Annotated in this window: 13 protein-coding genes; 12 read left to right on the top strand and 1 reads right to left on the bottom strand. The window is 50.4% G+C overall.

What is annotated here, in order from left to right; all coding sequences use genetic code 11:
- Positions 1-78: 78 nt before the first annotated feature.
- From EL633_RS15665 to EL633_RS15640, 6 genes are all read left to right on the top strand, one after another.
- Positions 79-306 (top strand): hypothetical protein, encoded by a 228-nt coding sequence (locus EL633_RS15665; protein WP_126628076.1) that lies wholly within the window; start codon positions 79-81, stop codon positions 304-306.
- 379 nt (positions 307-685) lie between these two features.
- A complete protein-coding gene (locus EL633_RS15660; protein WP_126628075.1) occupies positions 686-1,387 on the top strand; it encodes a hypothetical protein in 702 nt (233 codons plus the stop codon).
- A gap of 309 nt (positions 1,388-1,696) precedes the next feature.
- Positions 1,697-2,482 carry an electron transfer flavoprotein subunit beta/FixA family protein gene (locus EL633_RS15655; RefSeq protein WP_126628074.1) on the top strand — a complete coding sequence of 262 codons (786 nt, stop codon included), beginning with the start codon at positions 1,697-1,699 and terminating at the stop codon, positions 2,480-2,482.
- Positions 2,483-2,492: 10 nt separating this feature from the next.
- Complete coding sequence (locus EL633_RS15650; protein ID WP_126628073.1) at positions 2,493-3,458, top strand: electron transfer flavoprotein subunit alpha/FixB family protein; 966 nt, start codon at positions 2,493-2,495, stop codon at positions 3,456-3,458.
- A gap of 144 nt (positions 3,459-3,602) precedes the next feature.
- Positions 3,603-5,777, top strand: a complete 2,175-nt coding sequence (locus EL633_RS15645; RefSeq protein WP_161982173.1) for a (Fe-S)-binding protein — start codon at positions 3,603-3,605, stop codon at positions 5,775-5,777.
- Between the two features lie 239 nt (positions 5,778-6,016).
- Positions 6,017-7,324, top strand: a complete 1,308-nt coding sequence (locus EL633_RS15640) for a hemolysin family protein (protein ID WP_126628071.1) — start codon at positions 6,017-6,019, stop codon at positions 7,322-7,324.
- Between the two features lie 66 nt (positions 7,325-7,390).
- On the opposite strand, the gene EL633_RS15635 is transcribed toward EL633_RS15640, so the two are convergent.
- Positions 7,391-8,542: an acyl-CoA dehydrogenase gene (locus EL633_RS15635; protein WP_126628070.1), complete on the bottom strand. Its 1,152-nt coding sequence runs from the start codon at positions 8,540-8,542 to the stop codon at positions 7,391-7,393.
- A gap of 307 nt (positions 8,543-8,849) precedes the next feature.
- Here EL633_RS15635 and EL633_RS15630 point away from each other — a divergent pair, with 307 nt between their 5' ends.
- From EL633_RS15630 to EL633_RS15605, 6 genes are all read left to right on the top strand, one after another.
- Positions 8,850-10,523, top strand: a complete 1,674-nt coding sequence (locus EL633_RS15630; protein ID WP_126628069.1) for a glycosyltransferase family protein — start codon at positions 8,850-8,852, stop codon at positions 10,521-10,523.
- A 330-nt stretch (positions 10,524-10,853) separates the two neighbouring features.
- The gene (gene nusA / locus EL633_RS15625) at positions 10,854-12,101 is read left to right on the top strand and encodes a transcription termination factor NusA (RefSeq protein WP_246039148.1); all 1,248 of its coding nucleotides are present in this window, start codon (positions 10,854-10,856) and stop codon (positions 12,099-12,101) included.
- Positions 12,102-12,118: 17 nt separating this feature from the next.
- Positions 12,119-12,490, top strand: coding sequence for an RNase P modulator RnpM (gene rnpM, locus EL633_RS15620; protein WP_126628068.1), 372 nt, complete (start codon positions 12,119-12,121; stop codon positions 12,488-12,490).
- Positions 12,491-12,999: 509 nt separating this feature from the next.
- The gene (gene infB / locus EL633_RS15615) at positions 13,000-15,663 is read left to right on the top strand and encodes a translation initiation factor IF-2 (RefSeq protein WP_126628067.1); all 2,664 of its coding nucleotides are present in this window, start codon (positions 13,000-13,002) and stop codon (positions 15,661-15,663) included.
- Position 15,664: 1 nt separating this feature from the next.
- A complete protein-coding gene (gene rbfA, locus EL633_RS15610) occupies positions 15,665-16,141 on the top strand; it encodes a 30S ribosome-binding factor RbfA (RefSeq protein WP_246039147.1) in 477 nt (158 codons plus the stop codon).
- Entirely contained in the window at positions 16,138-17,196 is a 1,059-nt protein-coding gene (locus tag EL633_RS15605) for a DHH family phosphoesterase (protein ID WP_126628066.1), read from the top strand. The genes rbfA and EL633_RS15605 overlap by 4 nt, the downstream gene beginning before the upstream one ends.
- Positions 17,197-17,239: the final 43 nt, after the last annotated feature.

Below are 17,239 nucleotides of genomic sequence, written 5' to 3'. Positions count from 1 at the left end.
TAATGTACGGATGCATCGTCGCGACGAACCCACACAACTACCTATTAGATAGATAGTAAAGAAAGGGTTATTCATTTCATGACAGATACAAGAGATGCCACACAGAATGTGCAGGAACAATACTTCCGTATTACAGACGAAGTGCCAGAGGAGATCTGGTATTGGGCAGCATTAGCCTCTATTGTTGCGTCTGCGCTTCTGTTCATTTCCAATAAACGGGACTGGAGCATTTTTGTAGGCCAGTGGCCACCAACCTTCTTGCTGTTTGGTCTTTTCCACAAGGTCCTCAGACCACATACCCATTAATCGGGACGTTTACTAAAACCGGAGGTGCGGGGGAGTCCCCCGAAAAACCCCATTCCTCCCTTTTCGCGCGCCGCCGCAGGCGGCGCGCGGGTGAAGAAGAGAAACGAGGGGACACCCCTCGAACCCCGGCAAGGGGCTGGCTGCCCCTTGCAACCCCGCCTCTCAGGAGCATTGAGGAGGATCAAACTCCAGTTCTTAACATTTGGGATAACTCATACTTACACACCACGATACGTTTTCCTCCAACTCATGGCGTGCACATGGGCAATAGCCGAAGCATCCTGTAAAGTAGCCTGCCTGATCGTTTCCATGAGACTGCGGTCTCCCCTCATATTATGTGCTATAATCTTCGCAGAACAGAAGAAAGGTTCCGGTACGTATGCCGAATACAACCACTACAGCGGAGAACATTCTTAATCGCCTGAAAGGGCTACGAGCACAGATGCAGCCTGGTGAGGAGCCTGTGCTGGCATTGCCTGCTATTTGGGATGGTGGACAGAGTAGCCATAGTACGCCTTGCGATGTAATTATTACGAATCAACGCCTACTTGGTTTTTATTATAAAAGTTTTCCCCGTGAACGCATCTTTGTAGACGCATTGAATCTGGCCGATCTGCGTACCGTAACCTGGCGTGACAAGAATCATGAACCGGTCTTCCGTGAGATTCAGGTCAAAGACGACAAACGCAGCATATATATTCGTACTCCACGCCAGAAAAGTGAGTCTTTATATGCAGCATTACAGGCAGCGGTGGGCACAACCTATAAAACGATTCCCACACCAGGCGAAACCGAGCCAACCATAGAAACTACAGTGGATCAACCAGACAGTACTTCAACGGGACAGCTACAATCCAGCGCTGAAGAGTCAGGCCCGGTCTTTAATCGTGAAGAAGTGCGGCGTCCTTTTGAGAATACGTCATTAGCTGCAGTACTGCTAATGGTTGGTGGCATCATATTGGAAATCATTAGCTTGAGCGTGTTATTTACTACCCACAATACTTCTGTCAGTACCCCGCTCTTCATTGCAGGCTTTGTGGCCGTGGCAGGCAGTTTTATGGCACGCCGCAGCCCCAAGTAAACATGAGTTACCTCGATTTTTTGAGAGTGTGTTTCTATCCCACTCTCAACTTGGAGCATACAGCCAGCCGCACTCGGGCCCTGAAGAGCACACTTAAAACCGTTGGAGCACCAACGGCGCGAAAAAAACGTTAAGCGAAGCATGGATTTCATACGAAACAACACTCTCTTAGCAGCGAGTTTGAGGATCTGTTAGCCAGTTATATTGACAGTGCATTTTTTTGACAGGTACAATAAGATAGCTCGGGGAAACAATGTAGTTTCTCGTATATCCTACGTCCCCCCACAACAGAAGACGAGGCATATTGCAATGAAGATCTTTGTTTGTATAAAACAAGTACCTGATCCTAATACTACTGTCAGTAAACTTGACCCCAATACAAAACGGCTCGTACGCAATGGCGTTTCGCTTGTACTAGATCCAGGCGATGAGAGCACTATTTCAGCAGCAATCAAATTGCGTGATAAAATTGGCAATAGCGAATTGGTCGCGATAAGCATGGGTCCAACCACCGCTCAGGAAGCAATGCGCAGAGCATTAGCCATGGGCGTTGACCGTGCGATCCTGATCAGCGATCCTGCTCTGGCCGGCTCGGATGCTGGCACGACGGCTCGCGTCTTAGCCGCATTGCTGAAAAAAGAGGGCGCAGAGCTCATCTTCTGCTCAACCGAGAGCACCGATGGTTATACTGGTATGGTGCCCGGTGGTATTGCAGAGTCGTTGGGTATCCCACAATTGACCTTCGCACGCGAAGTAAACATTGAAGGTCAGAAAGCCATCATCAAACGCGTCATCCCCAAGGGCTATCAGACCGTCGAAAGCTCACTGCCAGCGGTGATTACCATTGCCAGTGGCTCATTCGAGGCCATTTACCCAACCATGAAAGGTATCATGGGCGCCAAAAAGAAGCCATATTCACAGGTTGGCCTGGCCGATCTTGGTCTCGAGGCATCTCAGGTTGGCGAAGCTGGAGCACGTGAACAAGTTCTAAGTATTGGGACCGCGGAAGCCCGCGCCGCCGGTCAAATCATCAAAGACGATGGCAACGCCGCGCAACAGATTGCGGAATTCTTGCAGCGTTACCAGTTACTCTAGGAGGTTTACAATGGCAAACACTATTTGGGTTCTGGTAGAACTGGAAGGTGGAGCGCCTGTGCGCTCATCCCTGGAAGTGCTGGGCAAAGCCGCCAAACTGGGACGAGCCGAGGCTATCGTACTGGGAAATGGCGCCGCCGAGGTTGCTCCTACCCTGGGACAGTATGGCGCGGAAAAAGTTTATGTCCATGCCGATGCCGCTTATGATCAGTATCTGACCCTGCCAGCGGTCGAAACACTTAGCAAGTTGTTTGCGGAACATCAGCCGACCCTGTTACTCCTACCTACAACGTACGATCTGCGTGATATCTCCGCCCGTCTGAGTATGCGTAGTGGCATGGGATTGATCACAGATGCCACGGATCTGGCCCTTGGAGATGATGGACTTAAAGTGACGGTTCCCTGGGGCGGCGAGACGGTGGTGACGGCCACCCTCACGCAGCAGCGTCCAGGTATCGTACTTACCCGGCCCAAAGCTTTCTCGGTTGAGCAGTATGATGGGCGGACAGCTGAAATTGAAAATATCAACACAACGATTAGCACCGAGTCACAGACAATCAAAGTCATCGAGACGGTCGAAGTCAAGAGCGAGGGTCCTGCCCTTGAAGATGCCGCGGTCATTGTCAGCGGTGGACGAGGATTAGGCAAGGCTGAGAACTATCACTATGTTGAAGAGCTCGCAGCTATCCTGGAAGGCGCTCCTGGCGCGACCCGTGCTATCGTAGACGCTGGCTGGCTACCCTATAGCTATCAGATCGGTCAGACCGGCAAAACGGTCAAGCCGACACTCTACATTGCAGCCGGTATCAGCGGAGCTATTCAGCACCTGGCAGGCATGAAGGGCTCAAAGTATATCATCGCGATCAATAAAGATGAGCATGCACCGATCTTTGCCTCAGCGGACCTGGGTGTGATCGGAGACGCGGTAAGCATCCTGCCACAGCTCAGTAATGAGATCAAACGCCGTAAAGCGTAAGTAGCAGTAAGTGAATAGCAAACATACCATAGACACCTACAAGTGATCGTCTATGGTATGCCGCTTTCACCTGAATGCATCCATAGATACGCATCCTCAAACAGGGCACACAGTAACTGCGCCCCAACCAATGGAGGTTTACATATGACTCCCCCTGCAATTTCACCAACCGGGGGATGGCTCGGTACCACGCTCTTTGTGTTGCTATTCCTGGCGGCCCTGGTCCTTTTTGGGATACGTGCCGGTCAACTGGTTACCCTGCTGACCAAAGCACAGCCCGAGGACCGCACCGATCATCTCAACGAGCGCATCGGCGCATTTTTTAAGGTTGTGCTGGGACAGAGCGGCGTACTACGCGATCCTATTCCAGGTATTGCCCACTTCTTTACATTCTGGGGCTTTATCCTGATCCAATTTGGACTCTTGAATCTGATCCTGGGAGCATTTAATGGCTCATTGCCATTTCTTGGCGATAACCATGTCTTCGCCATTATACTCGACGTATTTGTAGTCCTGGTAGCCTTCGCACTGGTGGTCTTCGCCATTCGACGTGGTATCGTTCGTCCACGCCAGCTTAACAGTGCACTCCATGGTCCATGGGACGGTTTTATTATTCTAGGACTGATCTTGCTGGTCATTCTTACCCTGGCATTGGTTGAAGGCTTTGAATACGCAGCCAGCAATGGCGCGGCATGGACACCGATCGGAGCCTTCTTCCATCCATTGCTGGGTCAGGCCAGTCAACAGACCAATATCATAGCCTATCGTAGCTTCTGGTGGCTGCATATGCTCACCGTGCTTGGTTTCCTGGTCTATCTCCCCCGCTCCAAGCACCTGCACCTGATGGCCACGCCCTTCAATGTATTTTTCCGTAGCTATAAACCTAAAGGCGCACTCCCCTTAATCGAGAATCTGGAAGAGCGTGAAGATTATGGCGTCTCTAAAGTAGAGCAGTTTACCTGGAAGCAGTTGCTGGATGGCTATGCGTGTACCGAGTGCGGACGCTGTAACACGGTCTGTCCCGCGCTCAATACCGGCAAACCACTGTATCCTAAAGAGATTATCCTGGGCGCTAAAGAGGCTCTATTTGTGCGCAGTGGCGAGATCCTGGGAGAGAACTCAATCTACAATAAACTGGGCATTGCTGGTCTGAAAGCCGATAAGACACCAGCGGAAAAAGAGGCGCATCATGAGCCTATGATCGGTGGCATCATCTCGAAAGAAGCTCTGTGGGCCTGTACGACCTGTATGGCATGCGTCGAGATTTGTCCGGTCTCAATCGAACATGTGCCAAAGATCGTAGATATGCGTCGTTCCCTGGTGATGGAAGAGAGCGATTTTCCACAAGAAGTGACCTCGCTCTTCAACAATATCGAGCGCAACGGTAATCCCTGGGAGATCAGCAACGACAAGCGGGCCGAGTGGGCCGCCAGCCTGGAAATTCCTCTGCTGGCAGAGAATCCTGAGGCCGAAGTTCTGTACTGGGTTGGCTGTATGGGATCCTTTGATCGCCGTAACCAACAGGTAGCAACGTCGGTTGCCAAGGTATTAAAAGCGGCTAATGTCAACTTCGCCATCCTTGGTCCTGAGGAGACCTGTACCGGTGATCCAGCCCGCCGTATCGGCAATGAATATCTCTGGCAGATGCAGGCCATGCAAAACATTGAGACCCTCAATGGCTATGGCTTTAATACGAAAGCCGAGAGTGCAAAAACTGACGATACTGCAACCGAGAGTGCGGAAAAAACCGAGCCAGCACGGGCAGTAGAAAAGATGGCAACCGCGACGGCAACCAGACATCGCACCATCATTACGGCCTGTCCACACTGCTTTAACACCATCAAAAACGAATATCCACAACTAGGTGGTGATTATGAAGTGATCCACCACACGGTGTTTATTGATAACTTGATGGCCGCCGAGCAATTGAAGTTACCAACTGGTTTTGATAAACGTAAGTTGACCTATCATGATCCTTGCTATGTTGGCCGTTACAATGACACGTACGACGAGCCCCGACGCGTCCTGACGGTCATCAATGACAAGGGCGTTACCGAGATGGAACGCAACCGCAATAAAAGCTTCTGCTGTGGCGGTGGCGGCGGTCGCGTCTGGATGGAAGAAACAGTTGGCAAACGTATTAACCAGACCCGTGTTAATGAGGCCCTGGATACCAACGCCGAAGTTCTAGCCGCTGGCTGTCCTTTCTGCATCACCATGTTTGAAGATGGCATCAAAGGCGTCGAGGCCGAAGAGAAAATGAAGGTCGAAGACATCTCTGAAATCATCGCCCGTGCGATTGAAAGTCCTGCTCAATAGGATTATAATTCAGCACCTGACACTCCGCACCCATAGCGTTTACGGATCTCTGAGGGGAGGGTGGAGGAGAGAACAGCTGTTCTCTCCTCCACCCTCCCCTTAACCATAAGGATTGATCTGTTTCCTCTATCCCCTCTTAAGCCGTATTATAAGAACTACCCTGAATATTTTATCTCTGAGTGATAGGCACAATCGCCAGGAATGGTATATTAAAGTAAAAAGTAAAAAGGTGATACACAATGAGTGGTTTTCCCGGCTTTGAAGTCATCATTATTTTTGTTCTGATTCTCGCCAATAGTTTTTTTGCAGCCTCTGAGATTGCAATTGTTTCTTCGCGTCGCGGTCGCTTGCAACAGCAGGCAGATGCAGGCAAGAAGAGCGCCAAACAGGCCCTACAGCTGTCCGAAAATCCGGATCGCTTCATGGCCACCGTTCAGATCGGTATGACGCTGATCAGTACGCTGGCCTCGGTCTTTGGTGGCGCCAGTGTCAGTGAACCTCTGTCAAGGTGGATCTCAACCTTTCCAGTTTTGCAACCATACGCGAATACCATTGCCCTTGGCCTGGTCGTTATGATGATTACCTATTTTTCACTGGTCATTGGCGAACTGGCCCCCAAACGTCTGGCCCTTCAGTCAGCTGAAAAAATCGCCGTGGCTGTGGCTCCTTTCATGGATCGTTTATCAAAAATCGCCAGGCCAGTCGTCGGCCTGCTGACCTTTTCAACTAACTTGATCCTCCGTCTGGTGGGACAATACGAACATAAAAAGGAGGGGGTCACTGAAGAGGATATTGTTTATCTGGCCCGTGAAGGTACGGTTAGTGGTACCGTTGAAACTGAAGAGGAAGAGTTTATTAATCGCGTCTTCCGCTTTACCGATCGTACCGTGAGTAGCGTCATGATGCCACGCACCGAAATCGTGGCTGTTGAAGTCAAAACACCATTCCCACAGGTCATCGAAACATTCATGAGCTCCGGCTATACGCGCCTTCCCATCTATGAAGAGACCCTCGATAACATTATTGGTGTCCTCTACGCCAAAGATTTGCTGCGATCACGCACGACGAATCAAAAGGAGGAGGAGATAAATCTACGCTCCCTGGCCCGTCCAGCCTTCTTTATCTCGGAATTCCAACATGTGGATGATCTGCTGACCACGTTCCGTCGTAAAGGTATTCATATCGCCCTGGTCATCGATGAATACAGCCAGATCACCGGACTGGTGACCCTGGAAGATGTATTGGAGGAACTGGTTGGAGAGATCAATGATGAGTATGATCAGCCAGAGGATAGCGCGATTGTCCAACGTGAAGATGGAAGCTGGCTTGTTGATGCCATGACTGATCATGAAGTGGTGCGCAAGAAAATTGGGATGTCAGTAGATGAGGAAGAACACCGCAATTATCATACCCTGGCCGGTATGCTACTGTCGAAGATGGGACGTATTCCAAAGGCCGGCGATAAAGTGACGATTGAGGATTTCGTATTTGAGGTCGTTGATATGGATGGCAGGCGTATCGACAAGGTATTGATCAAACATGTCTAAACGCAAAAGGAGGATTGGTCGCGGTACCGCGACCAATCCTCCTTTTGCAAGCGTGCGCAGCACACGTTATGCCTGCGCCGTCAGCAGGGCACGGGCAATCACCAGGCGCTGAATTTGATTGGTTCCTTCATAGATCTGCGTAATTTTAGCGTCACGCATCATACGTTCGGCCGGATATTCCTTCATGTACCCATAGCCACCAAGCACCTGAATGGCGTCGTTGGTTACCGAAATAGCGGCATCTGAGGCAAACATTTTAGCCATCGCGGAATATTTGCTCAAGGATTTGTTGCCCTGATCAATCATTTCAGCCGCGTTATAGACCATCAAGCGTGCCGCTTCAACCTGGGTCGCCATATCAGCCAGCATAAACTGAATGCCCTGATTCTCCGCAATCGGCTTATTGAACTGCACACGCTGCTTGGAATAGGCAACGGCCAGATCCAGGGCCCCTTGCGCGATACCCACCGCCTGCGCGCCAATACCAGGACGCGTCCGGTCCAGCGTCATCATCGCTAGCTTAAAACCATCTCCTTCACGTCCCAATAGATTCTCCGCAGGCACCTCACAGTCGTTAAAGATCAGTTCCGCGGTTTGGGAACCTTTAATACCCATTTTATCTTCGATACGGCCAACCGAGAAACCAGGAAAATCTTTTTCTACGATAAAGGCGCTGATCCCACGCGTGCCTTTAGAAGGATCGGTCTGGGCAAAAACAGAATTAACCTGAGCCAGGCCACCGTTCGTAATAAAGCGCTTGGAGCCATTGAGAATATAGGTATCGCCCTTACGGACCGCATGGGTCGTCATCGCGGCAGCATCTGAACCAGACCCTGCCTCGGTCAAACCAAAGGCTGCCAGCCATTCGCCAGTAGCCAGGCGTGGAAAATATTTCTGCTTCTGCTCTTCAGTTCCACCTAACAAGATTGGCAGACTACCTAGCTGCTGTACCGCCAGAATCAAGCCGGTCGTGGCGCAGCAACGAGAAAGCTCCTCAATTGCCATCACGATCGCCAGTTCACTGGCACCAATGCCACCATATTTCTCAGGAAAAGGCATCCCTAAAATATCCTGTTGCGCCAACAACTCTTTCATATCCCAGGGAAACTGCCCACTATGATCTATCTCTGCCGCACGAGGAGCAACGCGCTCCTGAGCAATCTCACGAATTGCTGCTATCAGTGCCTGTTCGTCTTCGATGACATGAGATACCGCCATAACTATGACTCCTTTTTACTGCTCAATAGCGAGGTTCATATATCTATATAGAAGTATAGCATATGGCCTGCCAGATTTAATATGCGGCAAATAATTGTGTTTAGAGGAGAGAGTGTTAGTTGAAATTAGCCTTTTTTGCTATTCGCTTGAAAAGCCAATAGCTACTCACTTATGATAAAAAAACCAAGCATATTTAAATTATTGTATTTTGAGAAAGTGTCAAAAATATTTACTTCTAAAAGAGGCACAATTGATAACGAACATGAAGATAAAAAAGTTTAAACTGAATTGGCAAATGGCAATACTCATGGTGTTATTCTGTGTTGCCATCACCTTACGTGTCTTTCTCGCCTATTACAATTGGCCTCTGCCTAATAGTGATGAAGGCACAATGGGTTTGATGGGAATGCATATCCAGCAAGGGGCCCGACCAATTCTTTTCTATGACCAGGACTACATGGGAGTTTTACAGGCATATCTTGGTGCTTTTTTCTTTACATTTCTTAGTCCTTCAGTCTTCACATTGCGCCTGGGCATGGTCACCCTCTATGCAGGCTTCTTACTCAGCATGTATTTTCTCGTTGCGCAACTTTATACGAAACGTTTTGCGCTCTTTGTGGTTGCACTCTTCAGCTTTGGCTCGGCCGCAATGCTTTCACGACAACTCATCGCGATTGGTGGCTATGCAGAAACAGTGTTTTTCGCCACCTTATCACTGGCAATCGGACTCAGATTGGCTCTCACAATACCTGGCGGTGATTTCTGGTATCAAGTAAGAAGATATGGCCTTTTCTTTCTCTGGGGATTAGCAATAACATTGGGAATATGGAACGATACCCTTATTTTACCCTGGGTAGCCTGTTCCAGCTTGCTTTTACTCTTCACATTACGCGAGCTTTTCTTTAAAGGCACGATTCTGGCTTTTCTTATCGGTCTCCTATGTGGCGGTATTCCCCTTATTATTTACAATCTCAATGCACCAATCCATCACGATACCATTTCTGTACTTGTAGGCCAACTGGGACACGTACCCCTGAACATACAAACCCTGCTCTTACAAATTAAAAATACGTTCATAGTCAGTTTACCAACTATTTCGGGAAGTCCAACCTGTTATAAATCTGAGTATTCATTTTTGAGCTATTGGGGATTTGGCACCTACTGGCATAGCTATTGCACTGTAACTAACAGTATCTGGTCTATTGGTTTTGTACTCCTCGCTGTGATTGCAACCTGTCTGGCAGCTTGGGCGCTGATAAAAATGCTTTTCCCATTCCATTGGCGAACACGCTCGCCTGAAGAGCGTCGAATAATAATACTCAACTGTACCCGCCTGATACTCATAGCCGGTATCCTGGGCACACTCCTCCCATATCTACGGAGCGCCACGGTAATCAATGGTCCAGGTGCAAATGCTCGTTACTTGCTTGGCGTCTGGATAGGTCTACCAGCACTCCTCTGGCCACTCTGGTCTGGCGCCACTGCCCTCACGTCTTCAGTCAATCCCAACAAGGCAGGACTTGAAAAAGCAGGTAAAGCTATCTGTATAAGTATACTATCGCTCCTGCTATGTATCTCTCTTTATGGTACATATTTGACTGTGGTACAGATTCCGACTGCCCAGGCTGCCACACAAACTGAGCAGCAACTTATTGAAAAACTCAAATATTATAAGATCACCCATCTTTATGCAGATTATTGGGTGAGTTATCGCCTTAACTTCGAGACCCAGGCAAGCATTATCTGCGCATCCTACCGCTATAACTATCGTAATAATGGCTTGATTGAGTGGAACAATAACAAATATAAGCCTTATATGGAGATAGTGAATAAAGATCCTTATGCATCATATTTGATTTCTCGTCGTTATACAAGTTTGCAGCAATCAGTTGAAAAGCAGTTCAAAGCCAAAAAGATCTCAGTCAAGATAATCGATATTAATGGTGAATATATAGCTATTCAACCGATACGCCCAAAATAAGAGCTTGCGGCTCCGCAACATCATCAAGTTGAACCAATGGCGTCCTCATGGTGAAGCAGAATAGCGGTTGCATAGATTGGATAAATGCCGCTCTAGAGGACCAGGCCATAACTATGCTATAATAGCTATTCACACATATCTCATGGGATGTTGGGAGCTTATAATCTCATTTACATACGGCGAATTCCGTGATATAATAGCTACAGAATTAAGTAAACATGTAAAGAAAAGTGGGGATCCCCCACTTTTCTGTTTGCTAGAGACCTTTTTTCTATTGCACTCGAAAAAATGATGTATGATTACCGGGCGCCAGCGGGAGGAACATGGCATATGAGGAGCGAATTTCAAGCGGCTATCGCACAGCTGATTGCCGAAAAGGGACTACCCCGCGAAGTGGTAATGGAAACCGTAGCCACCGCCCTGTTAGCGGCCTACCGTAAAAGCTTCGGCGGCGGTGAAAATGTCCGTATCGAAGTTGACAAAAACGGGGAAGTCCATGTGTGGGCATCCAAAAGAGTCGTTGCCCAGGTAAGGGACGCTAACGAAGAGATTTCCCTGGCAGAAGCCCAACGCCTCATCCCAAATGCAGCACTTGGACAATTTGTGGATGTTGACTCTTCTTTTATCTTCGCCCGTATTCCAACCCAGACAGCCAAACAGGTGATTCTGCAACGTATTCGCGAAGCTGAACATGAGCACCTCTATGATCAAATTAAAAACTGGATCGGCGAGATCCGCCTGGGTACCCTCACCCGCAAAGATCCTGTTCGTGGCTGGTCACTTGATTTTGACCTTGACCAGGTGGATAAAGTAGAAGGCTATATGCCACCCAGTGAAGAAGTGGGGACCGAGAACTATCGTCACGGCCAGCGTATTCGTGTGTTTGTCTATGACGTACGTCGCGTTCAGGGTCGCATGCTCCAGATTCTTGTCTCACGAACGCATCGGGACCTGGTACGCCGCTTGTTCGAGTCTGAAGTTCCTGAAATCTATGAAGGGACCGTCGAAATCAAAGGTATTGCACGTGAGCCAGGAAGTCGCTCCAAGGTAGCTGTAGTGGCACGCCAGGAAGGACTTGATCCGATCGGCTCTTGCGTCGGTGTACGTGGGTCGCGTATCAATAATATTGTGCGTGAGCTGAATGATGAGAAAATTGATATTATCCAGTGGAGCCCTGATACAGCTACCTTTGTAGCGAATTCGTTAAGTCCGGTAAAACCACTTAAAGTTGAATTGCGTGAGGAAGATCATACAGCTTTGGTAACGGTTCTGGAGAAACAACTCTCACTGGCGATTGGTAAAGATGGGCAGAATGCTCGCCTGGCCGCCAAGCTCACCGGCTGGCGGGTAGATGTCACCAAGCCAGCAGAAGGTGAAGTGTTTGAGGAACCGGTTACAGAACTGGCCGAGCAGACCAGCAGCGCGGGTAGCCAATATCCACGCCGCGAACGTTCCGAGCGTTCATCTGGACGTCATGATCGAGACAATAATGGTGGAGGGTCTCGCCGTGGTGGCCGCGACCGTGGAGAACGGGGAAGCCGCCATAGTCACTCTGGATATGGATATGATCGCGATTAGGGAGGGGAGAGTGTCTGGTGAAAACAGCAAACAAACAACCCAAGAAACAAAAACATCTGCCACTGCGTACCTGCATCGCTTGCCGAGAAAATAAATCTAAGCGCGAGCTGCTACGCGTGGTGCGTACACCTGAAGGGCAAGTCATGATCGATGCCACCGGCAAGAAGTCTGGCCGAGGAGCTTACCTCTGCGCCAAACTTTCTTGCTGGCAGAAGGCGCTCAAAGATCATCGCCTGGAACAGGTCTTCGAGACACAAATCTCAGTTGAAGATCGTGCAGCCCTTGATGAGTATGTCGCTACTTTGCCAAAAGATGAGCCCGAGCCATCTACGGCAAAAACGACAAAAGTACCATCAAGTCGTAAGAATGCAGCTGAGACAAAAGCATAATATCAACAGTTTAGTGGGTAGACCCATCCTTATCGCATACATCAGGCATAAAAAAACGTCCATACACGCTATTGACGCACACCGCTGCTCTGCAGCTGAGCTGAATGCATGTTATGATATTGCAAGGATCTATCCAGTAAGCTATACTGACCTAGTAATGTATATTGTTCCTATCCCCGATGGGGGGATAGATCTTTCAATACTGGCATCTGATCTCCGGGTTAGATGAGGATTGAACAATGTTTCGTTTTTTCTCTACTCTTGACAGAGACACAGCCCCTCGTACACAGGGCAGCTGTAAGCGAATGTTTGCGGAGCGATTAGCTATGATTATATAACCATAGTTTCTACGCCAGAGAGCGCAGACTGATATTCGCCTGGCACTGCACCAACGAGGATCTGTCACCCTGTTTTCCTTTAGGAACGGGGGGCAGACCTTTTTTATGGCTGTGAAGAGAGATTCCGCCGCCACTTGTGGCGCATGATCTATAAGAAAGGGAGTCTTCTTCATGAGAGATATATCAGAACTTCCAGAGGGCACCGAACAGACGCAGGCTAAACCAGCCACACCGAAACCTCGGTCCGCCCCACGCCCAAAAACAGAGAACCAAACAACGGGCAGCCAGGAACAGGAGACAAGACCAGCGCCTCGGCGTCGTACAGCAACGCCAACTGATGCAGCTCCAACGACAGAGCCGCAACAGCAAACATCTCGCCCAGCTCCAGCACGTCGTGAAGGGGCAGATCAACCGCAGACACCACGTCCTGCCGCACCTCGCCGCGATGGCGATCAGCCGACACCACGTCCCGCCGCGCCTCGCCGCGATGGTGATCAGGCGTCTCGTCCTTCAACTCCATATCAGGGTAATCGCCCTTATAATAATAACGGTGGCCAGGGACAGGGTGGACCTCGTCCAGGCGGTTATAACCGCAATCCCAATCAGCCATCAGGACCTCGCCCTCCATATAATGGCGGCCAGGGACAGGGTGGACCTCGTCCTCCATACAGTGGTGGCCAGGGACAGGGTGGACCTCGTCCTGCTGGTGGCCAGGGACAGGGTGGATTTTCCCGTCCTGCCGGTGGTGGAGCACGTCCTCCTTATCGCGGAGGCAATGCCTCGGGTCCTCGACCAGCCACAAATAATGCGGTCGTTACCCCGGCACCACATGCACCAGAACGTGATCGCAGCCGTGATCGCGATCGTGATCGTAGCCGCGATCGTGAAGGTGGAGCACCTCGAACCCAGGGCAGTGGACCATCCAGGCCCCAGGGTACTGGAGCACCTCGTCCAAACGGTGGACGCCCAGGTGGCGGACGCCCAGGTGGTCGTCCCGGTGGGCATAGCGCACAGCGCACACAGGAACGCCGCACAGCACCAGTGAAAGAGAAGCCAACCGGTCCGATTTCTCTGCCACCACAGATCGTGGTGAAAGACCTGGCTGAAATGCTGGGAGTCACACCCATCGAAGTTATTCGTGATCTGATTAATAAGCATGCAATTTTTGCCAGCATTAACCAGGTTGTGGATTATGACAAGGCCTCACTGGTCGCACAGGATCTAGGTTTTGAGCCCAGCCCTATCGCGGCCGTGGAGAATCCTGCTGTTCGTGGCGAACGACCACTCTCCGCTAACGAAGCCATGATGGCGACACGTGACGAAGAGGATATGGTTACCATTCCGCCGGTCGTCACCATTATGGGTCACGTCGACCATGGTAAAACCTCCCTGCTGGATACGATCCGCAAAACAAAGGTAGCTGCCGGTGAAGCCGGTGGTATTACCCAGCATATTGGTGCCTATCAGGTTGAGGTCAACGGCAAGAAGATCACCTTCCTGGATACACCCGGTCACGAAGCCTTTACCGCCATGCGTGCCCGTGGTGCTCAGGTTACCCACCTGGCCATCATTGTTGTCGCAGCAGATGATGGTGTCATGCCACAGACCCGTGAAGCGATCGATCATGCACGCGCCGCTAAAGTGCCCATAATCATCGCCCTGAACAAAATTGATAAAGCCAACGCCAATCCTGATCGCGTCAAACAACAGTTAGCCGAGATCGGGGTCGTCATCGAAGAGTACGGTGGTGATACGGTCTGTGTGCCGATCTCTGCCCGTCGCGGTGAAGGTATCGATGAGCTGCTCGATTACATCTTGCTGGTCTCAGAGGTACAGGACATCAAAGCCAATCCGAATCGTCTGGCCACTGGTGTCATCATCGAGGCCCGCCTGGAGAAAAACAGTGGTGCTACCGCCACCGTTCTGGTCCAACAGGGTACCCTGAAAATGGGTGACAATATCGTGGTTGGTTCGATCTCTGGTAAAGTACGCGCCATGTTCAACGATCGTGGTAAGCGTATCCAGAAGGCCACACCAAGCACACCAGTCAGTATCCTGGGCTTGCCCGAGGTACCAAACGCTGGTGATCGTCTGGAGGTGACCGCAGACGAGCGCACAGCCAAGCAACAGGCCGAGAATGAGAGCGAGAAACGTAAGAGCGAGGCCACACCACTGGGTCAGGTCAGCCTGGATACACTGTATATGCAGATGCAAGAAGGTAAGGTCAAAGAGCTGAACGTGGTCATCAAGAGCGATGTCCAGGGTTCACTCGAAGCGATCAAGGGTTCCCTCTCCAAACTGGGTGAGGAAAACCTGAAGGTACGCCTGATCCGTGAAGGTATCGGTAATATCAGTGAGACCGACATTCATCTGGCTGCCGCGTCTAAAGCTATTATTATTGGCTTTAACGTCAAAGCTGATGGTGCCGCTGCCAGCGAGGCCCAACGCGAAGGCGTGGACATCCGCTACTACAATGTCATCTATAAGTTGATCGAAGATATTCAGGCCGCCCTTGTCGGTATGCTGGAGCCAACCTTCCGCGAGGTTGTCGACGGACATGCTGAGATTATGCAGACCTTTAAATCAGGTAAGACCGTCATTGCTGGTTGTCGTGTACTGGATGGTAAAGTTACACGTGGCTCGCAGGTTCGCCTGATGCGTAAAGATGAGAAAGTCCTGGATGGTAAAGTTGCCTCCTTACGTCGTGGTAAAGACGATGTACGTGAAGTACTGACTGGATACGAATGTGGTATCCTGCTGGAAGACTTCAATGCCTATGAGGTTGGCGACATCATCGAGGCATACTCCCAGGAGCGTGTAGCACCTGGAGCATAATATGCAGTGGATGGGGTGGCTAGCGCACTTTGGTACGCTAGCCACCCCGGCATTGTTGAAGGGAATGACCATGCCAAATATTCATCGACAAGAAAAACTAGGCGAATTGATGACGGCAGACCTCAGTGAGCTTATTCGCACCAAGATCAAAGATCCACGCGTCGGTTTTGCTAGCATTACTCGCGTCGAGGTCAGTGGCGATCTGCGCCACGCACGCGTCTTTGTGAGTGTTATGGGTACGCCTGAAGAACAGGCGGAGACCATGAAGGGGCTGAAAAATGCCAGTGGTTACTTACGCCATGAGCTTGCGACACGCCTGACGTTACGTTATATGCCAGACCTTTCATTTAAACTCGACACATCAATTGAAGAGGGCGCACGTATCCTGGGCTTGATCAGCAGAGTTGAACAAGAGGATCGTGAACGAGCCGCCAGCCTGCAAGAAGAGGCAGCCAGCCTACAAAAAGAGGTGGAATGAACGCATCATTTTGTCCAGGAACCGATTCTCTGGCAGAACAATTAAATCCTACCCAGTTCACACAGGCGATGGCATTGATTGAGCGAGCAGAGCGTATTGCGTTGCTCGCTCATGAGCATCCAGATGGGGATTGCCTGGGGGCCGCACTCGGCTTTGCTCATATCTTACGCCAGCTTGGAAAAACATGTGTTCCCGCCTGTGCTGACCCTGCGCCGCGATCGTTTTCGTTTCTGCCTGGCGTCGAAACCCTGCAAACGACACTGGGCGATGAACACTTTGATCTAGTGATCGCACTGGATGCCGGTGAGTTAAGCCGCTATGGCGCGCTCTATGAGCAGCATCAGGCCTTTCTAGATCAGGCAACAATCCTCAATATCGATCACCATATCAGTAGTAACGGTTGTGGGCAGGTCAATATTATTGAGCCACTGGCAGCTTCTACCACAGAACTCATCGTCTTATTTCAACAGCAGGGCGGCCTGCCACTCTCAAAAGATGCTGCGGTCTGTCTGCTTACCGGTCTGATCACCGATACAGGCTCATTCCAATATCCCAGCACATCACCACGTACCATGATGGTTGGTGCGGCCTTGATTGAAGCCGGAGCCAGCGCTGATGTCATCGTCAAACCAATCTTCCGCACCCATCCATTGGCACAGATGCGTTTTACTGCCGCGGCTATCAACAACGCGCAGACAGCCTTAGATGGACGCCTGATCTGGTCCTTTGCAACCGATGAAACCCTGCAAGCCACTGGGGCGACCAACGATATGGATACCAACGCTTCAGGCATGTTGCGCGATATCGAGGGGGTCCAGGTGGCCGCCTTCTTTAAAAACTATGGGAATCCGGCTGAGACGCGTATCAGTCTGCGTAGCAACGAGCCATACAATGTAGCAGCCATCTGTATGCGTCTGGGTGGCGGTGGACATCCACGCGCGGCTGGCGCTACCATTCAGCAGCCGATGAGCAAGGCGATCCCCCTGGTCCTGGCAGAGATTGAGCGCGAGATGCGTACAACAGATCAGCAGCTTGCCATGCAAGCGGGTGAGTAAAAACGCCATAAATAATGTGGAAGCATAAATAAAAAGCGGAGAG

Source organism: Dictyobacter alpinus, assembly GCF_003967575.1.
Lineage (GTDB): Bacteria > Chloroflexota > Ktedonobacteria > Ktedonobacterales > Ktedonobacteraceae > Dictyobacter > Dictyobacter alpinus.
Note: the sequence above shows the minus strand (reverse complement) of the source record. Positions and strands in the feature narration are given on the sequence as shown.